We start from the raw sequence: 22,522 nt of genomic DNA, 5'->3' as shown, positions 1-22,522 counted from the left end.
GGGCGCTCAGTGCGCGGCGTCGTCCCAGTTCGCGCCGCGCCCGATCTGCACGTCCAGCGGCACGCTCAGCAGCGCCGCATCCGCCATCCGGGCGCGCACGACGCGCTCGGCGGCGTCCCACTCCCCCGGCGCGACCTCCACGACCAGCTCGTCGTGGATCTGCAGCAGCACGCGCGAGGCGAGCCCGGCGGCCTGGAACTCGTCGTGGATGCGCACGAGCGCGATCTTCATGATGTCGGCGGCGCTGCCCTGGATGGGGGCGTTGAGCGCAGCGCGCTCGGCGTTCTCGCGCAGCACCCGGTTCGGGCTCGCCAGGTCGGGGAAGGGGCGCCGCCGGCCGAAGATCGTCTCGGTGTACCCGTCGATGCGCGCCTGCTCCACCGATCGGCGCAGATAGTCGCGCACCGCGCCGAACCGCGCGAAGTACTCCCCCATGAGCTGCTTGGCCTCGGACTGGTCGATCCGCAGCTGCTTGGACAGGCCGAAGGCGCTCAGACCGTACACGAGACCGTACGACATCGCCTTGACCTTGGTGCGCATCGGCGGCGTCACATCGGCCGGGTCGACACCGAACACGCGTGCGCCGACGAAGCGGTGCAGGTCCTCCCCCGCGTTGAACGCCTCGATGAGCCCCGGGTCCTCCGACAGATGCGCCATGATCCGCATCTCGATCTGCGAGTAGTCGGCGGTCAGGAGCGTCTCATAGCCGGCGCCGACCTCGAACGCGGCGCGGATGCGGCGGCTCTCCGCCGTGCGGACCGGGATGTTCTGCAGGTTCGGGTCGGTGCTGGACAGGCGCCCCGTCTGCGAGCCGGTCTGCAGATACGTCGTGTGGACGCGGGCGTCGTCGGCGATCGCCGTGTCGAGGGACTCGATGATCTGCCGCAGCTTGGTGGCCTCGCGATGCTGCAGCAGCAGGTCGAGGAACGGATGCGGCGCCTTCTCCTGCAGGTCGGCGAGCACGGCCGCGTCCGTCGAGTAGCCGGTCTTCGTCTTGCGCGTCTTGGGCAGCTGGAGCTCGTCGAACAGGACCTCCTGCAACTGCTTGGGAGAGCCGAGGTTGACCTCACGGCCGATGGCGGCGTACGCGTCCTGCGCGATCGCGTCGGCCCGCGCGCCGAGCTCTCCCGAGAACGCCGACAGCTTGTCGTGGGACACCGCCACCCCGGCCAGCTCCATGTCGGCGAGGGCGCTCGTGGTCGGCAGCTCGATCGCGGTCAGCAGCTGCAGCACGGATGCCGGGAGCTGCTCGCGTTGCGCGTCGGCGACCCGTCGCGTGTACCACGACAGCTGCCCCGGCGTCGCGCCGTCGTCCTCGGGCACGAGCTGGTTCGGGTCGGCTTCGGGGAGCTTCTCGTCGAGGTGCCGTTCGACCAGATGCCCGAGGGTCTTGTCGGGGAAGCTCGGTCGCGCGAGCCAGCCGGCCAGCAGGGTGTCGAATCCGACGCCGGACAGGTCGATGCCGGCGCGACGCAGGGCCTTGCGCTGCGGTTTCGCGTCGTGCAGCACCTTCGGCGACGGGCCCTCGAGCCAGTCGCGGAGTGCGCCGGCGGCAGCGTCCGTCCAGCTCAGCTCGGCGGCGGCATCCGCGCGGGACAGGCCGAGCCGGACCGGCAGGCCGTTCTCGACGACGACCGTCAGCGCGACCTCGTCGCCGGACGCCGCGAGCCACGCGGCCGCCGCCTCCGCATCGAGCTCGGCGGGTGCGGGGGCCGCCGCCGTCGGCATCGCCTCGTCTGCGCCCGGGGCGCCGCCGGTCGCCTCGAACACGCGCGGCAGCAGGGTGCGGAACTCGAGCCGGGCGAACACGTCGCGCACCGCCTGCGCGTCGACGGGGGTCCGGACGAGCTCGGCCGGGCCCACCGGGAGCTCCACATCGCGCAGCAGCCGGTTGAGCGAGCGGTTGCGGCGGACGTCCTCGACGTGCGCGCGCAGGTTGCCGCCGACGACCCCCGTGATCTCGTCCGCGTGGGCGAGCACCTCGTCGAGCGATCCGAACTGGGTGAGCCACTTGACCGCCGTCTTCTCCCCGACCTTGGGCACGCCCGGCAGGTTGTCGCTCGTCTCCCCCACCAGCGCCGCGATCTCGGGATACTGCGCCGGCGGGACGCCGTAACGCTCCTGCACGGTCTGCGGGTCGTAGCGCTTCAGCTGCGAGACCCCCTGCACGCTCGGGTACAGCAGGGTGACCTCGTCGGTGACGAGCTGGATCGTGTCGCGGTCGCCGGAGCAGACCAGCACCCGGTAGCCCTGCTCGGATCCCTGCGTGGCGAGGGTCGCGAGGATGTCGTCCGCCTCGATGTCCTCCTTGGCGAGCACCGTGACGCCCATCGCCTGCAGGCATTCCTGCAGCAGCGGGATCTGCCCGGCGAACTCGGGCGGCGTCTCGTTGCGAGTGGCCTTGTACGCGGGGTATTCGCGGGTGCGGAACGACACCCGCGAGGTGTCGAAGGCGACCGCGACATGGCTCGGCTTCTCGTTCTTGAGCAGGTTCACGAACATCGACAGGAACCCGTACACACCGTTGGTGTGCTGCCCGTCCCGGGTCGTGAAGTTGTCCACCGGCAGCGCGAAGAAGGCGCGGAAGGCGAGCGAATGGCCGTCGACGACCAGGAGGGTAGGCTTCGAGGAGTCCGGCACCCTCACAGCCTAGACGCGGCGTCGGACACCCGCCTCGACACCGCAGGGAGACGCATGACGCCCGCCGACTCCCCCGATCCGGCTGCCGGCCTGGCGTGGGTGACCTCGCGCGGAACCGGTGCTCTCGCCGAGAAGATGGGCTTCGAGTGGCTGGAGTGCACGCCCGAGCGGGCGGTGGCGCGGATGCCGGTGGCCGGCAACACGCAACCGGTCGGCCTGTTCCACGGGGGCGCCTACGTCGTACTGGGCGAGAGCCTCGGGTCCATGCACGCGAACTACCACGCGTTCCTCACCGCGAACGGCGCGAGGCGCCTCGCGGTGGGCATCGACATCAACGCCACGCACACCCGGTCGGCGCGCGAGGGCTGGGTCACCGGCACGTGCACGCCGCTGCATCTGGGCCGCTCGCTCACGGTGCACGAGATCGTGTGCCGTGACGACGAGGGCCGCCGGCTGTCCACGGTCCGCATCACGAACCTGATCAAGGACCTCTGAGCCGACCCCCTCACGCGAGACGGGGGTCGCCGGGTCAGGACTTCTTGGGCGCCAGCTGCTCGATGATCGCCTTCGCGACGTCCTGCATCGTGAGCCGGCGGTCCATCGACGCCTTCTGGATCCAGCGGAACGCCTCGGGCTCGGTCAGCCCCATCTTCTCGTTGAGCAGTCCCTTGGCCCGGTCGACGAGCTTGCGGGTCTCGAAGCGCTCGACCATGTCGGCGACCTCGGACTCGAGGGTGATGATCTGCTCGTGCCGGGCGAGCGCGATCTCGATCGCCGGCAGCAGGTCGTTCGGCGTGAACGGCTTGACGACGTAGGCGAGGGCGCCGGCCTCGCTGGCCCGCTCGACGAGCTCCTTCTGGCTGAACGCCGTCAGCAGCACGACCGGGGCGATGTGGGCCTTGCTGAGCTTCTCCGCGGCGGAGATGCCGTCGAGCTGCGGCATCTTGACGTCCATGATCACCAGGTCCGGGCGCAGGTCGGTGGCCAGCGCCACGGCGGTCTCCCCGTCGCCGGCCTCGCCCACGACGTCGTAACCGTTGTCGCGGAGGATCTCGACGATGTCGAGCCGGATGAGCGATTCGTCCTCGGCCACGACGACGCGTCGCGGGGCGGGAGCTGATTTCTCGGTTTCCTCGAGGTCGGTCACCTTTGAATCCTACGGTATGGCCGTTCCTGCGCGGTGACGACCGCGCGGGCCGCGCTGCGATAGGCTCGACCGGCTGGCCGGCGTGGCGGAATGGCAGACGCGACCGACTCAAACTCGGTTGCCCGCGAGGGCGTGTGGGTTCGACTCCCACCGCCGGCACGGAGTCGGACAGCACGAAGGGGATGCCGGCCGGCATCCCCTTCGTGCTGTGTCCGGGTCAGACGTTCTTGTAGATCGGCGCCTTGCCGTGCACGGCGTCGCCGATCAGGTGCACCCGGATGTCGTTCGTCGACCCGATGATGCCGGGAGGCGAGCCGGAGATCACGACGACCTTGTCGCCGACGGCCGCCAGGTCGTTCGAGAGGAAGTAGTCGTCGACCTGGATGAACATCAGGTCGGTGTGGGCGACGTGCTCGACCAGCGTCGACTGCACCCCCCAGGTGATCGCCATGCGGCGGCGCACCGACGGGTCCGGAGCGAACCCGATGATCGGGATCTTCGGCCGCAGCCGCGACATCCGTCGGGCCGTGTCGCCGGACTCGGTGAAGATGCAGAGGTACTTCGCGCCCACGAACTCCGCGACCTCGTTGGCGGCGAGGGTGATCGCCCCGCCCTGGGTGCGGGGCTTCGTCGTGAGCGGGTGGATGCGCTCGAGCCCGTGGTCCTCGGTGGAGGCCACGATGCGCGCCATCGTCTCCACGACCCCGACCGGATACTTGCCGACGCTGGTCTCCCCCGAGAGCATGACCGCGTCCGCGCCGTCGAGCACCGCGTTCGCGACGTCGCTGGTCTCCGCGCGCGTCGGCACCGGGTTCTCGATCATCGACTCGAGCATCTGGGTGGCCACGATGACCGGCTTGGCCATGCGGCGGCACAGCTCCACGGCCTGCTTCTGCACGATCGGCACGGCCTCGAGCGGCAGCTCCACGCCGAGATCGCCGCGGGCGACCATGATGCCGTCGAAGGCGTCGATGATCTGCTCGAGGTTCTCGACCGCCTGCGGCTTCTCGATCTTCGCGATGACCGGGATGTGGCGCCCTTCCTCGGCCATGATCACGTGGACCCGCTGCACGTCCTTCGCGTCCCGCACGAACGACAGCGCGATGAAGTCCGCGCCGATGCGCAGCGCCCAGCGCAGGTCGGCCTCGTCCTTCTCGCTCAGCGCGGCCACGTTGACGGCGACGCCGGGCAGGTTGATGCCCTTGTTGTTGGACACCGCGCCGCCCACGATCACCTCGGTGGTCACGACCACGCCGTCGGTCTCCAGGACCTTCACGCGCACCTTGCCGTCGTCGATCAGGAGGAAGTCGCCGGGCTTGACGTCCTGCGGCAGCCCCTTGAACGTGGTCGAGACGAGCTCCTTGGTGCCGGGCACGTCGTCGACCGTGATCTTGAAGATGTCCCCGGGGGCCAGCTCGTGCGGCCCGTCCGCGAACTTGCCGAGCCGGATCTTCGGGCCCTGCAGGTCGACGAGGACGGCGACGGCCCGGCCCGCGTCATCGGCGGCCCGGCGCACGTTCGCGAAGTTCGCGTCGTGCACCGAGTAGTCCCCGTGGCTGAGGTTCAAGCGGGCGACGTCGACGCCCGCATCGATGATCGCGCGGACCATCTCGTAGGTGGATGTGGCAGGTCCGAGTGTTGCGACGATCTTCGCGCGTCTCATCCGGTTCGTACTCCGTGGGTGTCGGGTTCAGGGCTCTGGTCAGCCTAGGCGAGTTGCAGACCGATGGCGATGTCGGTGGGAGCCACCGGCGCCGGCAGCGCCGTCTCGCCCATCAGGTACCGGTCGACGGCGGCCGCGGCCGCCCGTCCTTCCGCGATCGCCCACACGATGAGCGACTGCCCGCGGCCGGCGTCGCCCGCCACGAACACGCCCGGCGCGGTGGTCTGGAAGTCGGCGTCGCGCTCGAGGTTGCCGCGGCCGGTGAACTGCGCGCCGAGGTCGGATTCGAGGCCGCTGCGCTCCGGACCGGTGAAGCCCATCGCGATGAGGACCAGGTCGGCGGGGATCTCGCGCTCGGTGCCGCTCTTGGGCACCCGGCGCCCGTCCACGAACTCGGTCTCGGCCACGCGCAGCGCGCGCACCTCGCCCGCCTCGTTGCCGAGGAACTCGACGGTGGAGGCGAGGTAGACCCGCTCGCCGCCCTCCTCGTGGGCGGACTGCACCTCGAAGATCGTCGGCATCATCGGCCAGGGCTGCGCATCGGTGCGGCTCGCGGCCGGCTGCTTGCCGATCGCGAGGTTGGTGACGCTCAGCGCCCCTTGACGGTGGGCGGTGCCGATGCAGTCGGCACCGGTGTCGCCGCCGCCGATGACGACGACGTGCTTGCCCTCCGCGGTGATCTGGTGCGGCACCTGGTCTCCGGCGCCCGCCTTGTTCGACTCGACGAGGTACTCCATGGCGAAGTGGACGCCCGCCAGGTCGCGACCGGGGATCGCCAGCTCACGCGGCACCGTGGCGCCGGTGGCGACCACGACCGCGTCGTAGCGGTTGCGCAGATCGGCCCAGGTGATGTCGACGCCGATCTCGACACCGGCGCGAAAGCGGGTGCCCTCGTCCTGCATCTGACGCAGCCGCGCCTCGATGTGGCGCTTCTCCATCTTGAAGTCGGGGATGCCGTACCGCAGCAGCCCGCCGATGCGGTCGTCACGCTCGAACACCGCGACGGTGTGCCCCGCCCGAGTGAGCTGCTGGGCGGCGGCGAGGCCGGCGGGTCCCGAGCCGACGACGGCGACGGTCTTCCCGGTCAGGCGCTCCGGCGGCTCGGGCTCGACCCATCCGTTGCCGAAGGCCTCGTCGACGATCGACACCTCGATCTGCTTGATCGTGACCGCCGGCTGGTTGATGCCGAGCACGCAGGCGCTCTCGCACGGCGCCGGGCACAGCCGGCCGGTGAACTCCGGGAAGTTGTTGGTGGCGTGCAGGCGCTCGATCGCCGCGCGCCCCTCGCCGCGCCAGGTCAGGTCGTTCCACTCCGGGATGAGGTTGCCGAGGGGGCATCCCTTGTGACAGAACGGGATGCCGCAGTCCATGCAGCGGCCGGCCTGGCGCCGCAGCACCGCCGAGTCGCCGGGCTCGTACACCTCGCGCCAGTCGAGGATGCGCACCGGCACGGGCCGCCGCTTGGGCAGCTCGCGCTCGGTGACCTTCAGAAAGCCTTTGGGATCAGCCACCGGTCACCTCCAGGATGCGATGCCACACCACGTCGCCGTCGGGGTCGAGACCCTCCGCCAGCGCGTTCTCGCGGGTCTGGAGCACCGCCGCGTAGTCGCGCGGGAGCACCCGCACGAAGTTCTTCACTTCCTCCTCGAAGTTCTCGAGGAAGGCGGCCGCCAGCGCCGAGTCGGTCTCGGCGACGTGGCGGGTGAGCAGGTCGTGGAGCATCTCGGCATCCCCCGACCCGAGCTCGCCGAGCACGAGCTCACCGGAGGCGAGCGCCTCGCGGTTGACCTGCGCGGCGTCCAGCCCGTGGATGTAGGCCATGCCGCCGGACATGCCGGCGCCGAGATTGCGGCCGGTGGGGCCGAGGATGACGGCGAGGCCACCGGTCATGTACTCGAGCGCATGGTCGCCCACGCCTTCCACCACCGCGGTCGCGCCCGAGTTGCGCACGAGGAAGCGCTCGCCCACGATGCCGCTGAGGAACATGGTCCCCTGCGTCGCGCCGTAGCCGATGACGTTGCCGGCGATCACGTTCCGCGCCGCGTCGAAGGACGCGCCGCGCGGCGGCCGCACGACGATCTGCCCGCCCGAGAGCCCCTTGCCGACGTAGTCGTTGGAGTCGCCCTCCAGGCGCAGGGTGATGCCGGCCGGCATGAACGCGCCGAAGGACTGGCCCGCCGAGCCGGTGAGGCGGACCTCGATCGACCCGGACGGCAGCCCGTTCACGCCGTGCGCCTTCGTGACCTGGTTGCCCAGCATCGTGCCCACCGCGCGCGCGGTGTTGCGCACGGGCAGCTCGATGCTCACGTGACCGCCGTGGGCGATGACGTCCTGGGCGCGCTCGATCAGCTGCACGTCGAAGTGCTCGTCGAGCTCGTGGTCCTGGCCGCGCATGTTGCGGCGGGGCTCGTCGTCCGCGAAGGCCGGCCCGTCGAGCACCGGCGTCAGGTCCAGCCCGCTCGCCTTCCAGTGCTCGATCGCCGGGTCGGCGTCGATGAGCTCGGCGTGACCGACGGCCTCGTCGATCGACCGGAAGCCCAGCTCGGCGAGGTACTCGCGCACCTCCTCGGCGATGAACTCCATGAAGTTGACGACGAACTCGGGCTTGCCGGTGAAGCGCGAGCGCAGCACGGGGTTCTGCGTGGCGACGCCGACCGGGCACGTGTCGAGGTGGCAGACCCGCATCATGACGCAGCCCTCGACCACCAGGGCGGTGGTCGCGAAGCCGAACTCCTCGGCGCCCAGCAGTGCCGCGATGACCACGTCACGCCCGGTCTTGAGCTGCCCGTCGGCCTGCACCACGACCCGGTCGCGCATGCCGTTGAGCATGAGCGTCTGCTGGGTCTCGGCCAGACCCAGCTCCCAGGGGGTGCCCGCGTGCTTGAGCGAGTTCAGCGGGCTCGCGCCGGTGCCGCCGTCGGAGCCGGAGACCAGGATGACGTCTGCGAGGGCCTTGGCGGTGCCCGCCGCGACCGCGCCGATGCCGGACTGGCTCACGAGCTTGACGTGCACGCGCGCGGCGGGGTTCGCGCGCTTCAGGTCGAAGATGAGCTGCTTGAGGTCTTCGATCGAGTAGATGTCGTGGTGCGGCGGCGGCGAGATGAGACCGACGCCGGCCGTGCCGCCGCGGGTGCGCGCGATCCACGGGTACACCTTCCCCGGCGGCAGCTGACCGCCCTCGCCGGGCTTCGCACCCTGGGCGAGCTTGATCTGGATGTCGTCGGCGTTGGTCAGGTACATGCTCGTCACGCCGAACCGGCCCGAGGCGACCTGCTTGATCGCGCTGCGCCGCTCCGGGTCGAGGAGGCGGTCGAGGTCCTCGCCGCCCTCCCCCGTGTTCGACTTCCCGCCGATGCGGTTCATCGCGATCGCGAGGGTCTCGTGTGCCTCCTTGGAGATCGAGCCGTAGCTCATCGCGCCGGTGGAGAACCGCTTCACGATGGACGACACCGGCTCGACCTCGTCGAGCGGCACGCGCGGACGCAGGCCCGTGCGCAGCCGGAACATGCCGCGCAGGGTCTTCAGCTCCGCGGACTGGTCGTCGACGAGCTTCGTGTACTCGCGGAAGATGTCGTAGCGGCGGGTGCGCGTCGAGTGCTGTAGCCGGAACACCGTGTCGGGGTTGAACAGGTGGGGGGCGCCGTCGCGACGCCACTGGTACTCGCCACCGGTCCACAACCGCTCGTGGGCGCGCGCCGCCTCGTCCTCCGGGTAGGCGAAGGCGTGGCGGGCGGCGTTCTCGGCCGCGATGACGTCGAGCCCGATGCCGCCGAGCTTGCTCCCGGTGCCGGTGAAGTACGCGTCCACCAGTGCCTGCGACAGGCCGACCGCCTCGAACACCTGCGCACCCGCATAGGACGAGATCGTGGAGATGCCCATCTTGGACATGATCTTCAACACGCCCTTGCCGAGCGCGTAGATCAGGTTCTTGACCGCCTTCTCGGGCGAGATGCCCGTGATGAAGCCGGCACGCACCAGATACTCGACGGTCTCCATCGCCAGGTAGGGGTTCACCGCCGACGCGCCGAAGCCCATCAGGGTGGCGACGTGGTGGACCTCGCGCACGTCGCCGGCCTCGACGACGAGACCGACCTTCATGCGGGTCTCGTTGCGGATGAGATGGTGATGCACGGCGGAGATCATCAGCAGCGACGGGATCGGCGCGAGGTCCTTGTTCGAGTCGCGGTCGCTGAGCACGATGAACTCCGCGCCGTCCTCGATGGCACGGTCGGCCTCGGCGCACATCTGCGCCAGGCGCTTCTGCATGCCCTTGTGGCCGCCCTCGACCCGGTACAGGCCGCGGATCGTCACCGCCGTGCGACCGGGCAGAGCCGTGTCGATGTGCTGGATCTTCGCCAGCTCGTCGTTGTCGATCACCGGGAAGTCGAGCGTGACCGCGCGCGCATGGTCCGGTCCCCAGCTGAGCAGGTTCGCCTCGGGGCCGAGCCCCAGCGACAGCGAGGTGACGACTTCTTCCCGGATCGAGTCCAACGGCGGGTTGGTCACCTGCGCGAACTGCTGGACGAAGTAGTCGAACAGCAGCCGCGGACGGTCGCTGAGCACCGCGACCGGGGTGTCGCTGCCCATCGCGCCGAGGGGCTCGGCACCGTTCTGCCCCATCGGGGTCAGCAGGATCCGCACCTCCTCCTCGGTGTAGCCGAACGTCCGCTGACGGCGGGTGATCGAGGCGATCGGATGCACGATGTGCTCGCGCTCCGGCAGGTCGGCCAGGCGCACGCGCCCGGCGTCCAGCCACTCCTGCCACGGGTGCAGGCCGGCGAGCTCGCGCTTGATCTCCTCGTCCTCGATGATGCGGCCGGCGGCGGTGTCGACGAGGAACATGCGGCCCGGCTGCAGGCGTCCGCGGCGCTTGATGCGCTCGGGCGCGAAGTCGAGCACGCCGGTCTCGCTGCCGATGACCACCAGGCCGTCCGTCGTCTCGGTCCACCGTCCCGGGCGCAGCCCGTTGCGGTCGAGGGTGGAGCCGACGACCGTGCCGTCCGTGAAGATGAGGGCGGCCGGCCCGTCCCACTGCTCCATCTGCATCGAGTGGTATTCGTAGAAGGCGCGCAGCTTCGGGTCTACCTCGGCCTGCTTCTCGTAGGCCTCGGGGACCATCATCATGATGGCGTGCGGCAGGCTGCGCCCGGTCAGGCTCAGCAGCTCCAGCACCTCGTCGAAGGATGCCGAGTCGCTCGCGCCCTCGGTGCAGATCGGCAGCAGCGGACGGATGTCGCCGAGCAGCTCGGACTCCAGCTGCGACTGGCGCGCCCGCATCCAGTTGCGGTTTCCGTTGACGGTGTTGATCTCGCCGTTGTGGGCGAGCATGCGCAGCGGCTGCGCGAGCGGCCACGAGGGGAAGGTGTTGGTCGAGTAGCGCGAGTGCACCACGGCGAGCTCGGAGGCGAACCGCTCGTCCTGCAGGTCGGGGTAGAACGGCTCCAGCTGGAGCGTGGTGACCATGCCCTTGTATCCGAGGGTGCGCGCCGACAGCGACACGAAGTAGGCGCCGGCCTCGCGCCGCGCGCGCTTGCGCAGCCGGTAGACACGGCGGTCCAGCGCGATGCCGCTCAGCGCCGGGGCGTCGCCGACCGCGGGACGGGACACGAACAGCTGCTCGAACGCGGGGCGCGCCTCGTAGGCGAGCTTGCCGAGGTGCGCGTCTGCGGTGGGGACCTCGCGCCAGCCGAGCACGACGAGGTTCTCGCTGACGGCGATCTGCGCGATCTGCTCCTTGATCGCGGCGCGCTCGTCGTCGTCGCGGGGCAGGAACGCCAGGCCCGCGGCGTACTCCCCCACCGGGGGCAGCTCGAAGTCGACGACGGCGCGCAGGAAGGCGTCCGGCATCTGGGTGAGGATTCCGGCGCCGTCGCCGGTGCCCGCGTCCGATCCGATCGCGCCGCGGTGCTCGAGGTTGCGCAGGGCCGTGAGCGCGAGGTCGATGATGTCGTGGCCGGGCTCGCCGCGCAGCGTCGCGACCATGGCGAGGCCGCAGGCGTCCTTCTCGTGGGCAGGGTCGTACATCCCCTGCTTGTGCGGGAAGGAGCCGAGGTAGTCGGCGCTGAAACGGGGGCTCGATGCCATAGGTACCGTCCTCACAGTGGGTGCTGGATCTAGGGACGACTCTGGCCCGGTTGTTATTTCGCTGGCGCTCCGCTTGTGGCTTGTCCCTCGGCGACCACGGTCGTGGGCGGTTCGCTGACATCCACGAAGTCGTCGGTCTCCTGCGATTGTACAGGCGCTTCGACCCCCGGCTCGCGCCCGGGACGATAGGGCGAGGGCTCCAGGCCGGGGTGCCGTCGCTTCTGCACGAACATGATGATCAGCCCCAGGATCACGCCGCCGATCGCCGCCCACACGTTGGTGCGCAGGCCGAGGATGACGTCGCTGGGATCGATGCGGATGGACTCCCACACGATGCGCCCTGCGCTGTACCAGACCAGGTACAGCCCGAACAGGCGGCCCCACTGCAGGGTGAGGCGCCTGCCGACCCACAGCAGCACCGCGGCGCCGAGCAGGTTCCAGATGACCTCATAGAGGAACGTGGGCTGGAACAGGGTGTCCGCGGGCAGCCCGGGCGGGAAGGCGGCGTTGTCGGAGTCGATCTGCAGACCCCACCAGCCGTCGGTGGGCTGACCGAACAGCTCCTGGTTGAAGTAGTTGCCGAACCGACCCATGGCCTGCGCGATGATCAGGCCCGGGGCGAGGGCGTCGGCGAAGGTCCAGAAGCGGATGCCGGTCCAGCGGCATCCGATCAGCGCGCCGATCGCGCCCCCGATGAGGGCGCCGTAGATCGCGATGCCGCCCTCCCAGATGTAGAGCGCGGTCCAGGGGTTCGCCCCGGCTCCGAAGTAGAAGCCCCAGTGGGTGAGCACGTGATAGATGCGGGCGCACACGATCGAGATCGGCACGGCGAACAGGGCGATGTCGATGACGGCCCAGTTCTCCACCCCGCGCTTGACCAGGCGGCGGTTGGTCAGCAGCACCGCGACGATGATGCCGGCGATGATGCACAGGGCGTAGAAGTGGATGCGCAGCGGACCGATGTCGATGTAGCTGATCGAGGGGCTCGGGATGCTGGCGGACACGAGGGCCGAGAGAGTCACCTCGCGAGTCTACTGGCGCGCCGGAGCCGCGCTGCGCGGCTCGGGTGGCGGGTCTGTGACGGTCGGTGTGTCATAACTCCGCCAGATCGGGCGCCCGGACATCTGACACCCGCGCCAGGACACGGGCGTCGGACCCGCGGGGCGCAGATCAGGCGGAGTTATGACACGCGGCGTCGCCGTGAGGTGTGATGTCAGCGGCGGGTGGCGGCGGCGAGGGCCGTGGCGGCGGCGCGCAGGCCGTCGACGCCGCCGTCGCGCAGCGCGCGCACCAGGGCGGAGCCCACGATCGCCCCGTCGGCGTACGCGACCGTCGTGGCCACGTGCTCGGGCGTCGAGATGCCGATGCCGACGCACGCGTGGTCGACGCCGTGGTCGCGCAGGCGGGCGACGAGCGTGCGGGCCGCGGCGTCCAGCTCGGCCCGCTCCCCCGTGATGCCCATCGTCGAGACCGTGTAGACGAACCCGGTCGAGCTCGCGGCGACCAGGTCGAGACGCTCGTCGCCGGAGGTCGGGGCGGCGAGGAAGATGCGGTCGAGGCCCGTCCGCTCGCTCGCGGCGATCCAGTCGGCCGCGGCATCCGGGGTGATGTCGGGCGTGATCAGCCCCGCACCGCCCGCGGCGGCCAGGTCGTCGGCGTAGCGGTCGACGCCGTACTGGAAGACCGGGTTCCAGTACGTCATCACCACGACCGGGACGTCCGTGCGCGAGGTGATCTCGGCGACCGCCGGGAACAGGTCGCGCAGCCGGAAGCCGTTCGCCAGCGCGGCCTGCGTGGCCTCCTGGATGATCGGTCCGTCCATCACCGGGTCGGAGTAAGGCGGTCCGAGCTCGATCACATCGGCGCCGGACTCGGCGAGGGCGACGGCCGCCTCGACGCTCGTAGCCAGGTCGGGGTAGCCCAGCGGCAGGTAGCCGACGAACGCGCCGCGGCCCTCCGCGTGGGCCGCGTCGATCGCGGCGGAGACGCGGGAGGTCACAGCTCGATCCCCTCTCCGGTCGCGGCCTCGTCGTCCGCGGGCGGCGCCACCGGCGTCTCCCCCTCGTCGTACAGGCGGAAGTAGCGGGCGGCGGTGTCCATGTCCTTGTCGCCGCGGCCGGACAGGCTCACCAGGATCAGCGCGTCGGGGCCGAGCTCGCGGCCGACGCGGAGCGCGCCCGCCAGCGCGTGCGCGGACTCGATGGCCGGGATGATGCCCTCGGTCTCGCTGAGCAGCCGCAGCGCCTGCATCGCCTCGTCGTCGGTCGCAGGGATGTAGGAGGCGCGGCCGATCGAGGCGAGCCAGGAGTGCTCGGGCCCGACACCCGGGTAGTCGAGGCCGGCCGAGATCGAGTGCGACTCGATCGTCTGCCCGTCCTCGTCCTGCAGCACGTACGTCTTCGCGCCGTGCAGCACCCCCGGACGTCCCCGCTCGATGGAGGCCGCGTGCTTCTCGGTGTCGACGCCGTCGCCGGCCGCCTCCACCCCGAACAGCCGCACGCCCTCGTCGTCGAGGAACGCGTCGAAGATGCCGATGGCGTTGGAGCCGCCGCCGACGCAGGCGAAGACCGCGTCCGGGAGCCGGCCGACCTCGTCCAGCAGCTGGGCGCGGGCCTCCTCGCCGATGACCTTCTGGAAGTCGCGCACCATCGCCGGGAAGGGGTGCGGGCCCGCCGCCGTGCCGAAGATGTAGTTGGTCGTCTCGACGCTGGCCACCCAGTCGCGGTAGGCCTCGTTGATGGCGTCCTTCAGCGTGCGCGAGCCCGTCTTCACCGGCACGACCTCCGCGCCGAGCAGCCGCATCCGTGCGACGTTGAGCGCCTGCCGCTCGGTGTCGACCTCGCCCATGTAGACCGTGCAGTCGAAGCCGAACAGGGCGGCGGCGGTGGCGGTGGCGACGCCATGTTGACCGGCGCCGGTCTCGGCGATCACGCGGGTCTTGCCCAGGCGCTGGGTCAGCAGCGCCTGCCCGATGACGTTGTTGATCTTGTGCGAGCCGGTGTGGTTCAGGTCCTCGCGCTTGAGGAACACCCGGGCGCCGCCGGCGTGCGCGGCGAACCGCGGCACCTCGGTGATCGCGGACGGGCGTCCGGCGTAGGAGTGCAGCAGCCGCGTGTACTCCGCGCCGAAGGCGGGGTCCGCCATCGCCTGCTCGTACACCTCGGTCAGCTCGTCGATCGCGGCGATGAGGGACTCCGGCATGTACCGGCCCCCGAACTCCCCGAAGAACGGGCCCTTGGCGTCACGCAGTCTCATGCTTGTCCTCCGAGGAAGGCGCGCAGCGTCGCGACCGGGTCGCCGGTGACCAGCGCCTCGCCGACCAGCACCGCGTCGGCGCCGGCCGCACGGTAGTGCGCGACGTCGGCGGGCGTGAGGACGGCGGACTCGGCGACCTTGATCGCGCCGGCGGGGAAGGCGTCGACGAGCCGGCGGAACAGGTCGCGGTCGAGCTCGAAGGTCGTCAGGTCGCGCGCGTTGACGCCGACGAGACGGGCGCCGAGATCGGCCGCACGGGACAGCTCGTCCACGGAGTGCGCCTCCACCAGCGGGGTCATGCCCAGCTGCACGACCAGGTCGTAGAGCTCGGCGAGCAGGCTCTGCTCGAGCGCCGCCACGATCAGCAGCACCAGATCGGCACCCGCGGCGCGGGCCTCGAGCACCTGGTACGGCGTGGCCACGAAGTCCTTCCGCAGCACCGGGACGCTCACCGACCGCCGCACCGCGCGCAGATCGTCGAGGCTGCCTTTGAAGCGGCGCTGCTCGGTGAGGACCGAGATCGCGCTCGCTCCCCCGGTCTCGTAGAGCCGCGCCTGGTGGGCCGGATCGGGGATCGTCGCGAGGTCGCCGCGCGAGGGGCTGGCCCGCTTGACCTCGGCGATGATCCGCACCCGGTCGGTCGGGGCGAGCGCGCTCAGCGCGTCACGCGCCGGCTGCTGGGCGACGGCGAGATGTTCGACCTCGGCGAGCGGGTGCCGTGCGGCGCGGGCGTCCGCATCCTGCACCGCACCGGCCGTGAGGTCGGCCAGGAGGTTCAATGCTCTTTCGGCGTGTACTTCGAGCCGTTGACGCCGTATCCGGCCTTCGCCAGGATCCAGCCCACGATCAGCCCGACGACGACCAGGCCCGCGCACGCCCACACCAGCACAGGAAGCTCGAACCAGAAGAAGAGCGTGCCCAGCGCGATCGCGCCGAGCATGATGATGACGGCCGTCCAGGCGGCCGGCGAGTGTCCGTGGCCGGGGTCGCCGATGGGGTTGCTCATGTGTCTCCTTCAGTGCCGGGGCGGTGCCCGACCGTCAGTCTATCGGGCGGCGGCCGGTCGGATCGGTGCCGCGGCTCAGGTCGTCCCACGAGTCGATCGCGTCGAGCGGGCCGTCGCCGGACGCCGCGGCGTGAGCGGTCGCGGTCTCGTACTTGCGGCCGCCGCGGCGCCAGCGCGAGGCGGTGAGCAGGGCCAGCAGCCCGCCGGCCAGGAGGAGGGCGAAGCCCGCCAACGCCAGCCACGGCCACGCCGTCAGCGTGGTGCCCGCCACCAGCTCGGCGACGGCGGCGTCCCCGGTGATCCCGGTCGAGTCGGTCACGGTGGGAGCCAGCGCCGAGGTCGGCGGCCCCGTGAGCACCGCGATCGTCAGCCACACCAGCGTCCCGCCCGCGGCGATGCTCAGCACCGCGAACGCGTACCGCAGCCACACCCCGACGATCGACAGCGCGAGCCCCAGTGCGAGCACGGCGAGGCTCAGCGGCGCCAGCACCGAGATCGCGTCCGCGCCGGCCACCTCGAGATCAGCGGTGGATGCGCCCACGAGCGTGACGTGCACCCAGGTCTGCGTGGACGAGAGCACGCCGATCGCGCCGGCGAGCAGGATCGCGGTGACCGAGAGCAGCCGCGCCCGGCGGGTCACGCCGGCACCGCGTCGAGGTCGTCGGCGTCGAAGCAGGTGCGGGTGCCGGTGTGGCACGCCGCGCCGACCTGGTCGACGGTCACCAGCACGGTGTCGCCGTCGCAGTCGAGGCGGGCGCCCTTGACGAGCTGGATGTGCCCGGACGTGTCACCCTTGCGCCAGTACTCCTGGCGGGAGCGCGACCAGAAGGTCACACGGCCGCAGGTCAGCGTGCGGCGCAGCGCCTCGGCGTCCATCCATCCGAGCATCAGGACCTCCTTCGTGTCCCACTGCTGGATGATCGCGGCGACCAGCCCGTCCGCGTTGAAGCTCACGCGCGCCAGTCGCTCCTCGAGCGGCTCGCTCATTCCCGCACCTCGATCCCGTCCGCGGCCATCGCGGCCTTCACCTCGCCGATCGTCAGCTGCCCGGAGTGGAACACGGACGCCGCCAGCACCGCGTCGGCGCCGGCGCGCACCGCGGGCGCGAAGTCCTCGGCGCTTCCGGCGCCGCCGGAGGCGATCACCGGCACGCTGGAGATCTCCCGCATGAGGCCGACGAGCTCGAGGTCGAAGCCGTCCTTGGTGCCGTCGGCGTCGATCGAGTTGACCAGCAGCTCGCCGGCTCCGCGCTCGATCGCCTCGCGTGCCCAGGCGAGCGCGTCGAGCCCGGTCCGGGTGCGTCCGCCGTGGGTCGTCACGACGAAGCCGGACGGCCTCGTCCCGTCGCGCGTGACGTCGAGCGAGAGCACGAGCACCTGCGCCCCGAAGCGGTCGGCGATCTCGTCCAGCAGGGCGGGCCGGGCGATCGCGGCGGAGTTCACGCCGACCTTGTCCGCACCGACAGACAGCAGTCGCGCCACGTCGTCGGCGCTGCGGATGCCGCCGCCGACCGTGAGCGGGATGAACACCTGCTCGGCGGTGCGGCGCACGACGTCGTAGGTCGTGGCGCGCTCGTCGACGGTGGCCGTCACATCCAGGAAGGTCAGCTCGTCGGCGCCCTGCTCGAAGTACAGCCGGGCGAGCTCGACCGGGTCGCCCACCTCGCGCAGGTTCTCGAAGTTCACGCCCTTGACCACGCGCCCCGCGGCGACGTCGAGGCACGGGATGACGCGGCACACGAGCGTCATGTCAGAGCCTCGCGTTGTGGATCGCCGTCACGAGGATGGCGCGGGCGCCCAGGGCGTACAGATCGTCCATCACCTGGTTGACGGTCCCCCGCGGCACCATGACCCGCACCGCGACCCAGGCCGCGTCGCGCAGTGGCGAGATCGTCGGCGACTCGATGCCGGGCGCGATCTTCACCGCGTCCTCGACCAGCGCGGCCGGCAGGTCGTAGTCGATGAGCACGTAGCGGCGGGCGACGAGGACGCCGCGCAGGCGCCGCAGCAGCGTGTCCAGGCCGTCCGGCTCGGTGGCCCCGGTGATCAGCACCGCCTCCGACTCGAGAAGCACCGGCCCGAAGATCTCGAGGCCGGCCTGACGCAGCGTGGTGCCGGTGGAGACGACGTCGGCGACCGCGTCGGCCACGCCCAGCTGCACCGCCGACTCGACGGCGCCGTCCAGCGGCACGAGGTCGACGGCCACGCCCTGCTCGTCCAGGAACGCGTCGACCAGGCCCGGGTACGCCGTCGCGACCCGCAGTCCCTCGAGATCGGCGACGGCGCCGAACCGGCCGGGGGCGCCCGCGAAGCGGAACGTGGAGCCGCCGAAGCCGAGCGCCTCGATCTCGCGGGCGCCCGGCATCCGCGCGTCGCGCAGCAGGTCCCGGCCGGTGATGCCCACGTCCAGCGCGCCGGATCCCACGTAGGTGGCGATGTCCTTGGGGCGCAGGTAGAAGAACTCGACGTCGTTGACGGGATCTGAGACGAACAGGTCCTTCGGGTCCCGGCGTCCGATGTAGCCGGCTTCGGCGAGCATCTCGGCGGCGGTCTCCGCGAGGGAGCCCTTGTTCGGCACGGCGATACGCAGCATGGGTGTGCAGTGGCTTTCGGGTGGTGAGCGGGCGGGCGGGGGCGCTCAGAGATGTCGGTAGACGTCCGCGAGGGTGAGGCCCTTGGCGAGCATGAGCACCTGCACGTGGTAGAGCAGCTGCGAGATCTCCTCGGCGGCGGCCTGGTCGGTCTCGTACTCGGCGGCCATCCAGACCTCGGCCGCCTCCTCGACGATCTTCTTGCCGATCGTGTGGACGCCGGCATCCAGCTCGGCGACCGTGCCGGATCCCTCGGGGCGCGTCGCCTGCTTCTCTTGCAGTTCGGCAAAAAGCCCCTCGAACGTCTTCACCCCACCAGGTTACCGAACGCGAGGGGGCTCGCGGTCGCACGCTGTTTCCCGCGAGACCGCATCTGCGTGCCGAGGCGGTGGGGTGACACCACGGTCTCGGCGCCGGGTTGCGGTCTCGCGATCAATGGGCGTGTGCGTGGGCGGATGCCGCGCCGGCGCGCAGCGCCGCGATCGCGAGGTCGGGGTCGTCGGCGCCGAAGACGGCCGACCCCGCGACGAACGTGTCTGCCCCCGCCTCGGCCGCCTGCGCGATCGTCGAGGCGGAGATGCCGCCGTCGACCTGCAGCCACACGGCGGACCCGTGCCGCCGCGCCTCGGCCGCGAGGGCGGCGAGCTTCGGCATGGTCTCGGGCATGAACGACTGGCCCCCGAAGCCGGGCTCGACGGTCATCACGAGGATCTGGTCGAACTCGTCGAGCACGTCGTAGAGGCTCTCGGCGGGAGTGCCGGGCTTCACGGCGACGCCGGCGCGGGCGCCGATCGCGCGCAGGCGCCGCGCCAGGGCGACCGGCTCGGACGACGCCTCGAGGTGGAACGTGACGGATGCCGCGCCCAGCTCGGCATAGCCCGGCGCCCAGCGCTCGGGGTCGTCGATCATCAGGTGGACGTCGAGCGGGACGGGGCTCGTCTCCTGGATCCGCTGCACCATCTGCGGCCCGAAGGTGAGGTTCGGGACGAAGTGGTTGTCCATCACGTCGACGTGCACGAAGTCGGCGGCGGCGATGCGGTCGAGGTCGGCCTGCATGTTGACGAAGTCGGCCGAGAGGACGGACGGGTTGATTCGGATGCCGCTCACCCGCCCATTATCTCGCGCGAGGACGTCACTTCCGGAGCAGCGCGACGAACATGCCGTCGGTGCCGTGGCGGTGCGGCCACAGCTGCGCGTGGCCGGATCCGTCCGCAGGGGCGGGCAGGTCGAGCGGGGTGCGGGCGACGCGCTGCAGCACGGCACGCGCGTCGATCTCCTCGAGGACGGGACGCGCGCGCATCACGTCGGCGACGACCGCGGCGGTCTCGGCCAGGTGCGGCGAGCACGTCACGTACGCGACGATGCCGCCCGGCGCCAGCGCGTCGACGGCCGCCGTCAGCAGCTCGGTCTGCAGCGCGCTGAGCGCGGGCACGTCCGCGGCCTGCTTGCGCCACCGCGCCTCGGGACGCCGGCGCAGGGCGCCGAGGCCGGTGCAGGGCGCGTCGACGAGGATGCGGTCGTAGGTGCCGGCGCCGGCGCGCTCGCGCCCGTCCTGCTCGCTGACCTGGACCGCCAGCGGCACCGCCGCCAGCGCCTGGCGGACGAGTCCCGCCCGGGCCGGAACCGGCTCGTTCGCCTCGAGCACGGCGCCGTGCGCGAGCGCCTCGGCCGCGAGCAGCGCCGTCTTCCCGCCCGGGCCCGCGCACAGGTCGAGCCAGCGCTCGCCGGAGCGCACCGGCGCGGCACGCGTCAGGGCGAGCGCGGCCAGCTGCGAGCCCTCGTCCTGCACGCGCACGAGACCCGATGCGACGACGTCCCGTGGGTCTCCCCCGCCGGAGCGCATCCCGACCGGCGAGTACGGGGTCGGCGCGAGTCCGGCGGGCCGCTCGCCCAGCCCGGGCAGCACCGCCAGCGTCACCCGCGGCGAGGCGTTGTCGGCGCGCAGCAGCTCGTCGAGCTCGTCGGCCCGACCCTCCGCCGCCAGCGCCCGGCGGAAGGCCCGGATGATCCACACCGGGTGCGACCCGGCGTAGGCGAGGCGTTCGTCGTCCGAGCGTGCGGCGGACTCGATGCGGGTGAGCCACTCGCCGGGCGTGTCGCGGGCGATGCGACGCAGCACGGCGTTCGCGAAGCCGGTGCGGCCCTGCCCGGCGACGCGACGCACGAGCGACACGGTCTCGTGCACCGCGGCGTGCGAGGCGATGCGGGTGGAGAGGATCTGATGCGCCCCCAGGCGCAGCGCGTCGAGCACCTCCGGGTCGATCGCGGTGACCTCCCGTCCCGCGGCATCGGCGATCACGGCGTCGTAGGTGCCCTGGCGTCGCAGGGTGCCGTAGGTCAGCTCGGTGGCCAGGGCCGCGTCCTTCTCCGTCAGCCCGGCGCGGTCGATCGCGGCGGGCAGCAGCAGGTTCGCGTAGGCGTCCGATTCGTGCACGGCGCGCAGCACGTCGTACGCGACGCGGCGGGAGTCGCTCATGAGCCGGCCACCGCCTCGGCCTGGCGCTGCCCGCGCCACCAGGCGCCGGCGTCCATCGCCTGCTTGCCCGCCGGCTGCACCCGGGCCAGCGCGATCGGCGCGGTCGCCGTGCCCACGAGCACCTGACCCGCGTGCAGGGCGATGCGGCCCGCCGCCAGCGGCGGCTCACGGTCGGCGCGGTGCGCGGCGAGCACCTTGAGCCGCGCGCCGGCCACGGTCGTGAACGCGCCGGGCTCGGGGGTCGTGCCACGGATGCGGGAGAGCACGGCGTCCGCGGTCTCGTCCCACCGGATGCGCCCGTCATCGGCGGTCAGCTTGGCGGCGTACGTCACCTCCCCTTGCTGGGGCGTCGCGGATGCCGTGCCGGCGGCGATGCGGTCCACGACCCGCACGAGCAGCTCCGCGCCCTGGTCGGCGAGGGCGGCGAGCACGTCGCCCGCCGACGCGCGCGGCGGGACCGGGTAGCGCAGCTCGTCGTAGACGTCGCCGGCGTCGAGCTCGGGCACCAGCCGGAACACGCCGGCGCCGGTGACCGGGTCGCCGGCGATGAGCGCGTGCTGCACCGGGGCCGCCCCGCGCCACCGCGGCAGGAGTGAGAAGTGCAGGTTGATCCAGCCGTGCGGCGGCGTCGACAGCAGCGGCTCACGCACGAGTCCGCCGTACGCGACGATCACGCCGAGGTCCGGCGCCAGCGCGGTGATGCCGGCGGTCGCACCGGCATCGAGCCGGTCGGCCTTGATCGTCGGCAGGCCCAAGGACGCTGCCGCCGCAGCGACCGGAGACGGCGTCAGCACCCGCTTGCGGCCGAGCGGCGCGTCGGTGCGCGTGACGACCGCGACGATCTCGTGCGGCGAGTCGTGCAGCGCCCGCAGGGACGGCACGGCGGGCGCGGGCGTACCGGCGAAGACGAGGCGCATGGCGCTCCAGACGGGTGGATCAGAGATCGGGATCGGGCACGTCGACCCGCACCCTGAGTGTATTCCGCGCTCCCTGTGACCGCCGTGGACCCCGCCCGCGCACCGCCGCGGCGACGACGGCGGCACGCAGGGACGCCGTCGCGGCGGCGCCCGCGGCGTAGTCGAACCGCACGAGCGCGCGGTCGGTGCGCACATCGGCGGACACCGGGACCGGGCCGAGCACGGCGTCGGGACCGAGGTCGGGCACGTCGGCGCGCAGCGTCTCCAGCGCGAGGGCGACGGCGGCCGGCGGACCTTCCACCGAGGCGACCCGGACGGTGGGGGGCATGCGCAGCGGCGCGCGCTCGGACAGCTCGGCGCGGGCGTAGGCGGGCTGGGTCCACGTCGCGAGGGCCCGCGCGACCGGACCGGTGACCCCCACGAGGTGGACCGGCGCGCCGGGAGCGGCGAGGGCGGCGGCGTTGGACCACCAGCGCAGGCAGTGCTCGCCGATCCGCAGGTCGTCGGCGAGCAGCATCCGCGGTCCGTCCAGCAGGAGGACCGCGCGGTAGCCGCCGTCCGGGACGGGCTCGGCGCCGCGGGTGGCCACGACCAGGGCCGGACGGCCGTCGAGCCGGGTCACCGGGTGCTCGGCGTCCGCGACGATCACCCGTGTGTTCGGGAAGGCGCGGCCGAGCTCGTCGGCGGTGCGCTCGCTGCCCGCGCCGGCCGGCCGCAGGCGGGTGCCGTCGCAGTGCGCGCAGC

At 71.9% G+C, this 22,522-nt stretch carries 19 protein-coding genes, 1 tRNA gene and 1 pseudogene; 2 read left to right on the top strand and 19 right to left on the bottom strand.

The window, feature by feature from the left end:
* Positions 1-6: 6 nt before the first annotated feature.
* Entirely contained in the window at positions 7-2,640 is a 2,634-nt protein-coding gene (gene polA / locus QM626_RS09540) for a DNA polymerase I (RefSeq protein ID WP_415076380.1), read from the bottom strand.
* Positions 2,641-2,694: 54 nt separating this feature from the next.
* Here polA and QM626_RS09535 point away from each other — a divergent pair, with 54 nt between their 5' ends.
* Entirely contained in the window at positions 2,695-3,135 is a 441-nt protein-coding gene (locus tag QM626_RS09535) for a PaaI family thioesterase (protein ID WP_415076378.1), read from the top strand.
* Positions 3,136-3,169: 34 nt separating this feature from the next.
* Here the strand turns inward: QM626_RS09535 and QM626_RS09530 are convergent, their stop codons facing one another.
* Positions 3,170-3,787 (bottom strand): ANTAR domain-containing response regulator, encoded by a 618-nt coding sequence (locus QM626_RS09530; RefSeq protein WP_415076376.1) that lies wholly within the window; start codon positions 3,785-3,787, stop codon positions 3,170-3,172.
* Positions 3,788-3,863: 76 nt separating this feature from the next.
* Between QM626_RS09530 and QM626_RS09525 the strand changes: the two genes are divergently transcribed.
* Positions 3,864-3,946: transfer RNA gene (locus QM626_RS09525), tRNA-Leu, on the top strand.
* 58 nt (positions 3,947-4,004) lie between these two features.
* On the opposite strand, the gene pyk is transcribed toward QM626_RS09525, so the two are convergent.
* The 17 genes and pseudogenes from pyk to QM626_RS09440 form a co-directional block, all read right to left on the bottom strand.
* Positions 4,005-5,450 carry a pyruvate kinase gene (gene pyk / locus QM626_RS09520; protein ID WP_415076374.1) on the bottom strand — a complete coding sequence of 482 codons (1,446 nt, stop codon included), beginning with the start codon at positions 5,448-5,450 and terminating at the stop codon, positions 4,005-4,007.
* 44 nt (positions 5,451-5,494) lie between these two features.
* Complete coding sequence (locus QM626_RS09515) at positions 5,495-6,961, bottom strand: glutamate synthase subunit beta (protein ID WP_415076372.1); 1,467 nt, start codon at positions 6,959-6,961, stop codon at positions 5,495-5,497.
* Complete coding sequence (gltB, locus tag QM626_RS09510; protein WP_415076370.1) at positions 6,954-11,534, bottom strand: glutamate synthase large subunit; 4,581 nt, start codon at positions 11,532-11,534, stop codon at positions 6,954-6,956. The genes QM626_RS09515 and gltB overlap by 8 nt, the downstream gene beginning before the upstream one ends.
* Before the next feature lie 53 nt (positions 11,535-11,587).
* Positions 11,588-12,556: a prolipoprotein diacylglyceryl transferase gene (gene lgt / locus QM626_RS09505; protein WP_415076368.1), complete on the bottom strand. Its 969-nt coding sequence runs from the start codon at positions 12,554-12,556 to the stop codon at positions 11,588-11,590.
* A 191-nt stretch (positions 12,557-12,747) separates the two neighbouring features.
* Complete coding sequence (gene trpA, locus QM626_RS09500; RefSeq protein WP_415076366.1) at positions 12,748-13,533, bottom strand: tryptophan synthase subunit alpha; 786 nt, start codon at positions 13,531-13,533, stop codon at positions 12,748-12,750.
* Complete coding sequence (trpB, locus tag QM626_RS09495; RefSeq protein WP_415076364.1) at positions 13,530-14,789, bottom strand: tryptophan synthase subunit beta; 1,260 nt, start codon at positions 14,787-14,789, stop codon at positions 13,530-13,532. Before trpB ends, trpA begins: the two co-directional genes overlap by 4 nt.
* Complete coding sequence (gene trpC, locus QM626_RS09490) at positions 14,786-15,568, bottom strand: indole-3-glycerol phosphate synthase TrpC (RefSeq protein ID WP_415076362.1); 783 nt, start codon at positions 15,566-15,568, stop codon at positions 14,786-14,788. Before trpC ends, trpB begins: the two co-directional genes overlap by 4 nt.
* Positions 15,565-15,795 (bottom strand): DUF6704 family protein, encoded by a 231-nt coding sequence (locus tag QM626_RS09485; protein ID WP_415076360.1) that lies wholly within the window; start codon positions 15,793-15,795, stop codon positions 15,565-15,567. Before QM626_RS09485 ends, trpC begins: the two co-directional genes overlap by 4 nt.
* Positions 15,796-15,829: 34 nt before the next feature.
* Entirely contained in the window at positions 15,830-16,435 is a 606-nt protein-coding gene (locus QM626_RS09480) for a Trp biosynthesis-associated membrane protein (protein WP_415076358.1), read from the bottom strand.
* Complete coding sequence (gene hisI, locus QM626_RS09475; RefSeq protein WP_415076356.1) at positions 16,432-16,782, bottom strand: phosphoribosyl-AMP cyclohydrolase; 351 nt, start codon at positions 16,780-16,782, stop codon at positions 16,432-16,434. Before hisI ends, QM626_RS09480 begins: the two co-directional genes overlap by 4 nt.
* On the bottom strand, positions 16,779-17,543 hold the full coding sequence (hisF, locus tag QM626_RS09470; protein ID WP_415076354.1) for an imidazole glycerol phosphate synthase subunit HisF: 765 nt from the start codon (positions 17,541-17,543) through the stop codon (positions 16,779-16,781). Before hisF ends, hisI begins: the two co-directional genes overlap by 4 nt.
* 1 nt (position 17,544) lies before the next feature.
* On the bottom strand, positions 17,545-18,387 hold the full coding sequence (gene hisG, locus QM626_RS09465) for an ATP phosphoribosyltransferase (protein ID WP_415076352.1): 843 nt from the start codon (positions 18,385-18,387) through the stop codon (positions 17,545-17,547).
* A gap of 45 nt (positions 18,388-18,432) precedes the next feature.
* On the bottom strand, positions 18,433-18,696 hold the full coding sequence (locus tag QM626_RS09460) for a phosphoribosyl-ATP diphosphatase (RefSeq protein ID WP_415076350.1): 264 nt from the start codon (positions 18,694-18,696) through the stop codon (positions 18,433-18,435).
* A 121-nt stretch (positions 18,697-18,817) separates the two neighbouring features.
* Positions 18,818-19,492 (bottom strand): ribulose-phosphate 3-epimerase, encoded by a 675-nt coding sequence (gene rpe, locus QM626_RS09455; protein ID WP_415076348.1) that lies wholly within the window; start codon positions 19,490-19,492, stop codon positions 18,818-18,820.
* A gap of 25 nt (positions 19,493-19,517) precedes the next feature.
* On the bottom strand, positions 19,518-20,861 hold the full coding sequence (locus QM626_RS09450; protein ID WP_415076346.1) for an RsmB/NOP family class I SAM-dependent RNA methyltransferase: 1,344 nt from the start codon (positions 20,859-20,861) through the stop codon (positions 19,518-19,520).
* Entirely contained in the window at positions 20,858-21,778 is a 921-nt protein-coding gene (gene fmt, locus QM626_RS09445) for a methionyl-tRNA formyltransferase (protein ID WP_415076344.1), read from the bottom strand. The genes QM626_RS09450 and fmt overlap by 4 nt, the downstream gene beginning before the upstream one ends.
* 19 nt (positions 21,779-21,797) lie before the next feature.
* Positions 21,798-22,522, bottom strand: a pseudogene (locus QM626_RS09440) (primosomal protein N'); the annotation flags it as partial.

It is taken from the genome of Microbacterium sp. (genome assembly GCF_047606385.1).
Classification (GTDB): domain Bacteria; phylum Actinomycetota; class Actinomycetes; order Actinomycetales; family Microbacteriaceae; genus Microbacterium.
The sequence above is the reverse complement of the archived record's forward strand: the minus strand, read 5'-3'. Positions and strand labels throughout refer to the sequence as shown.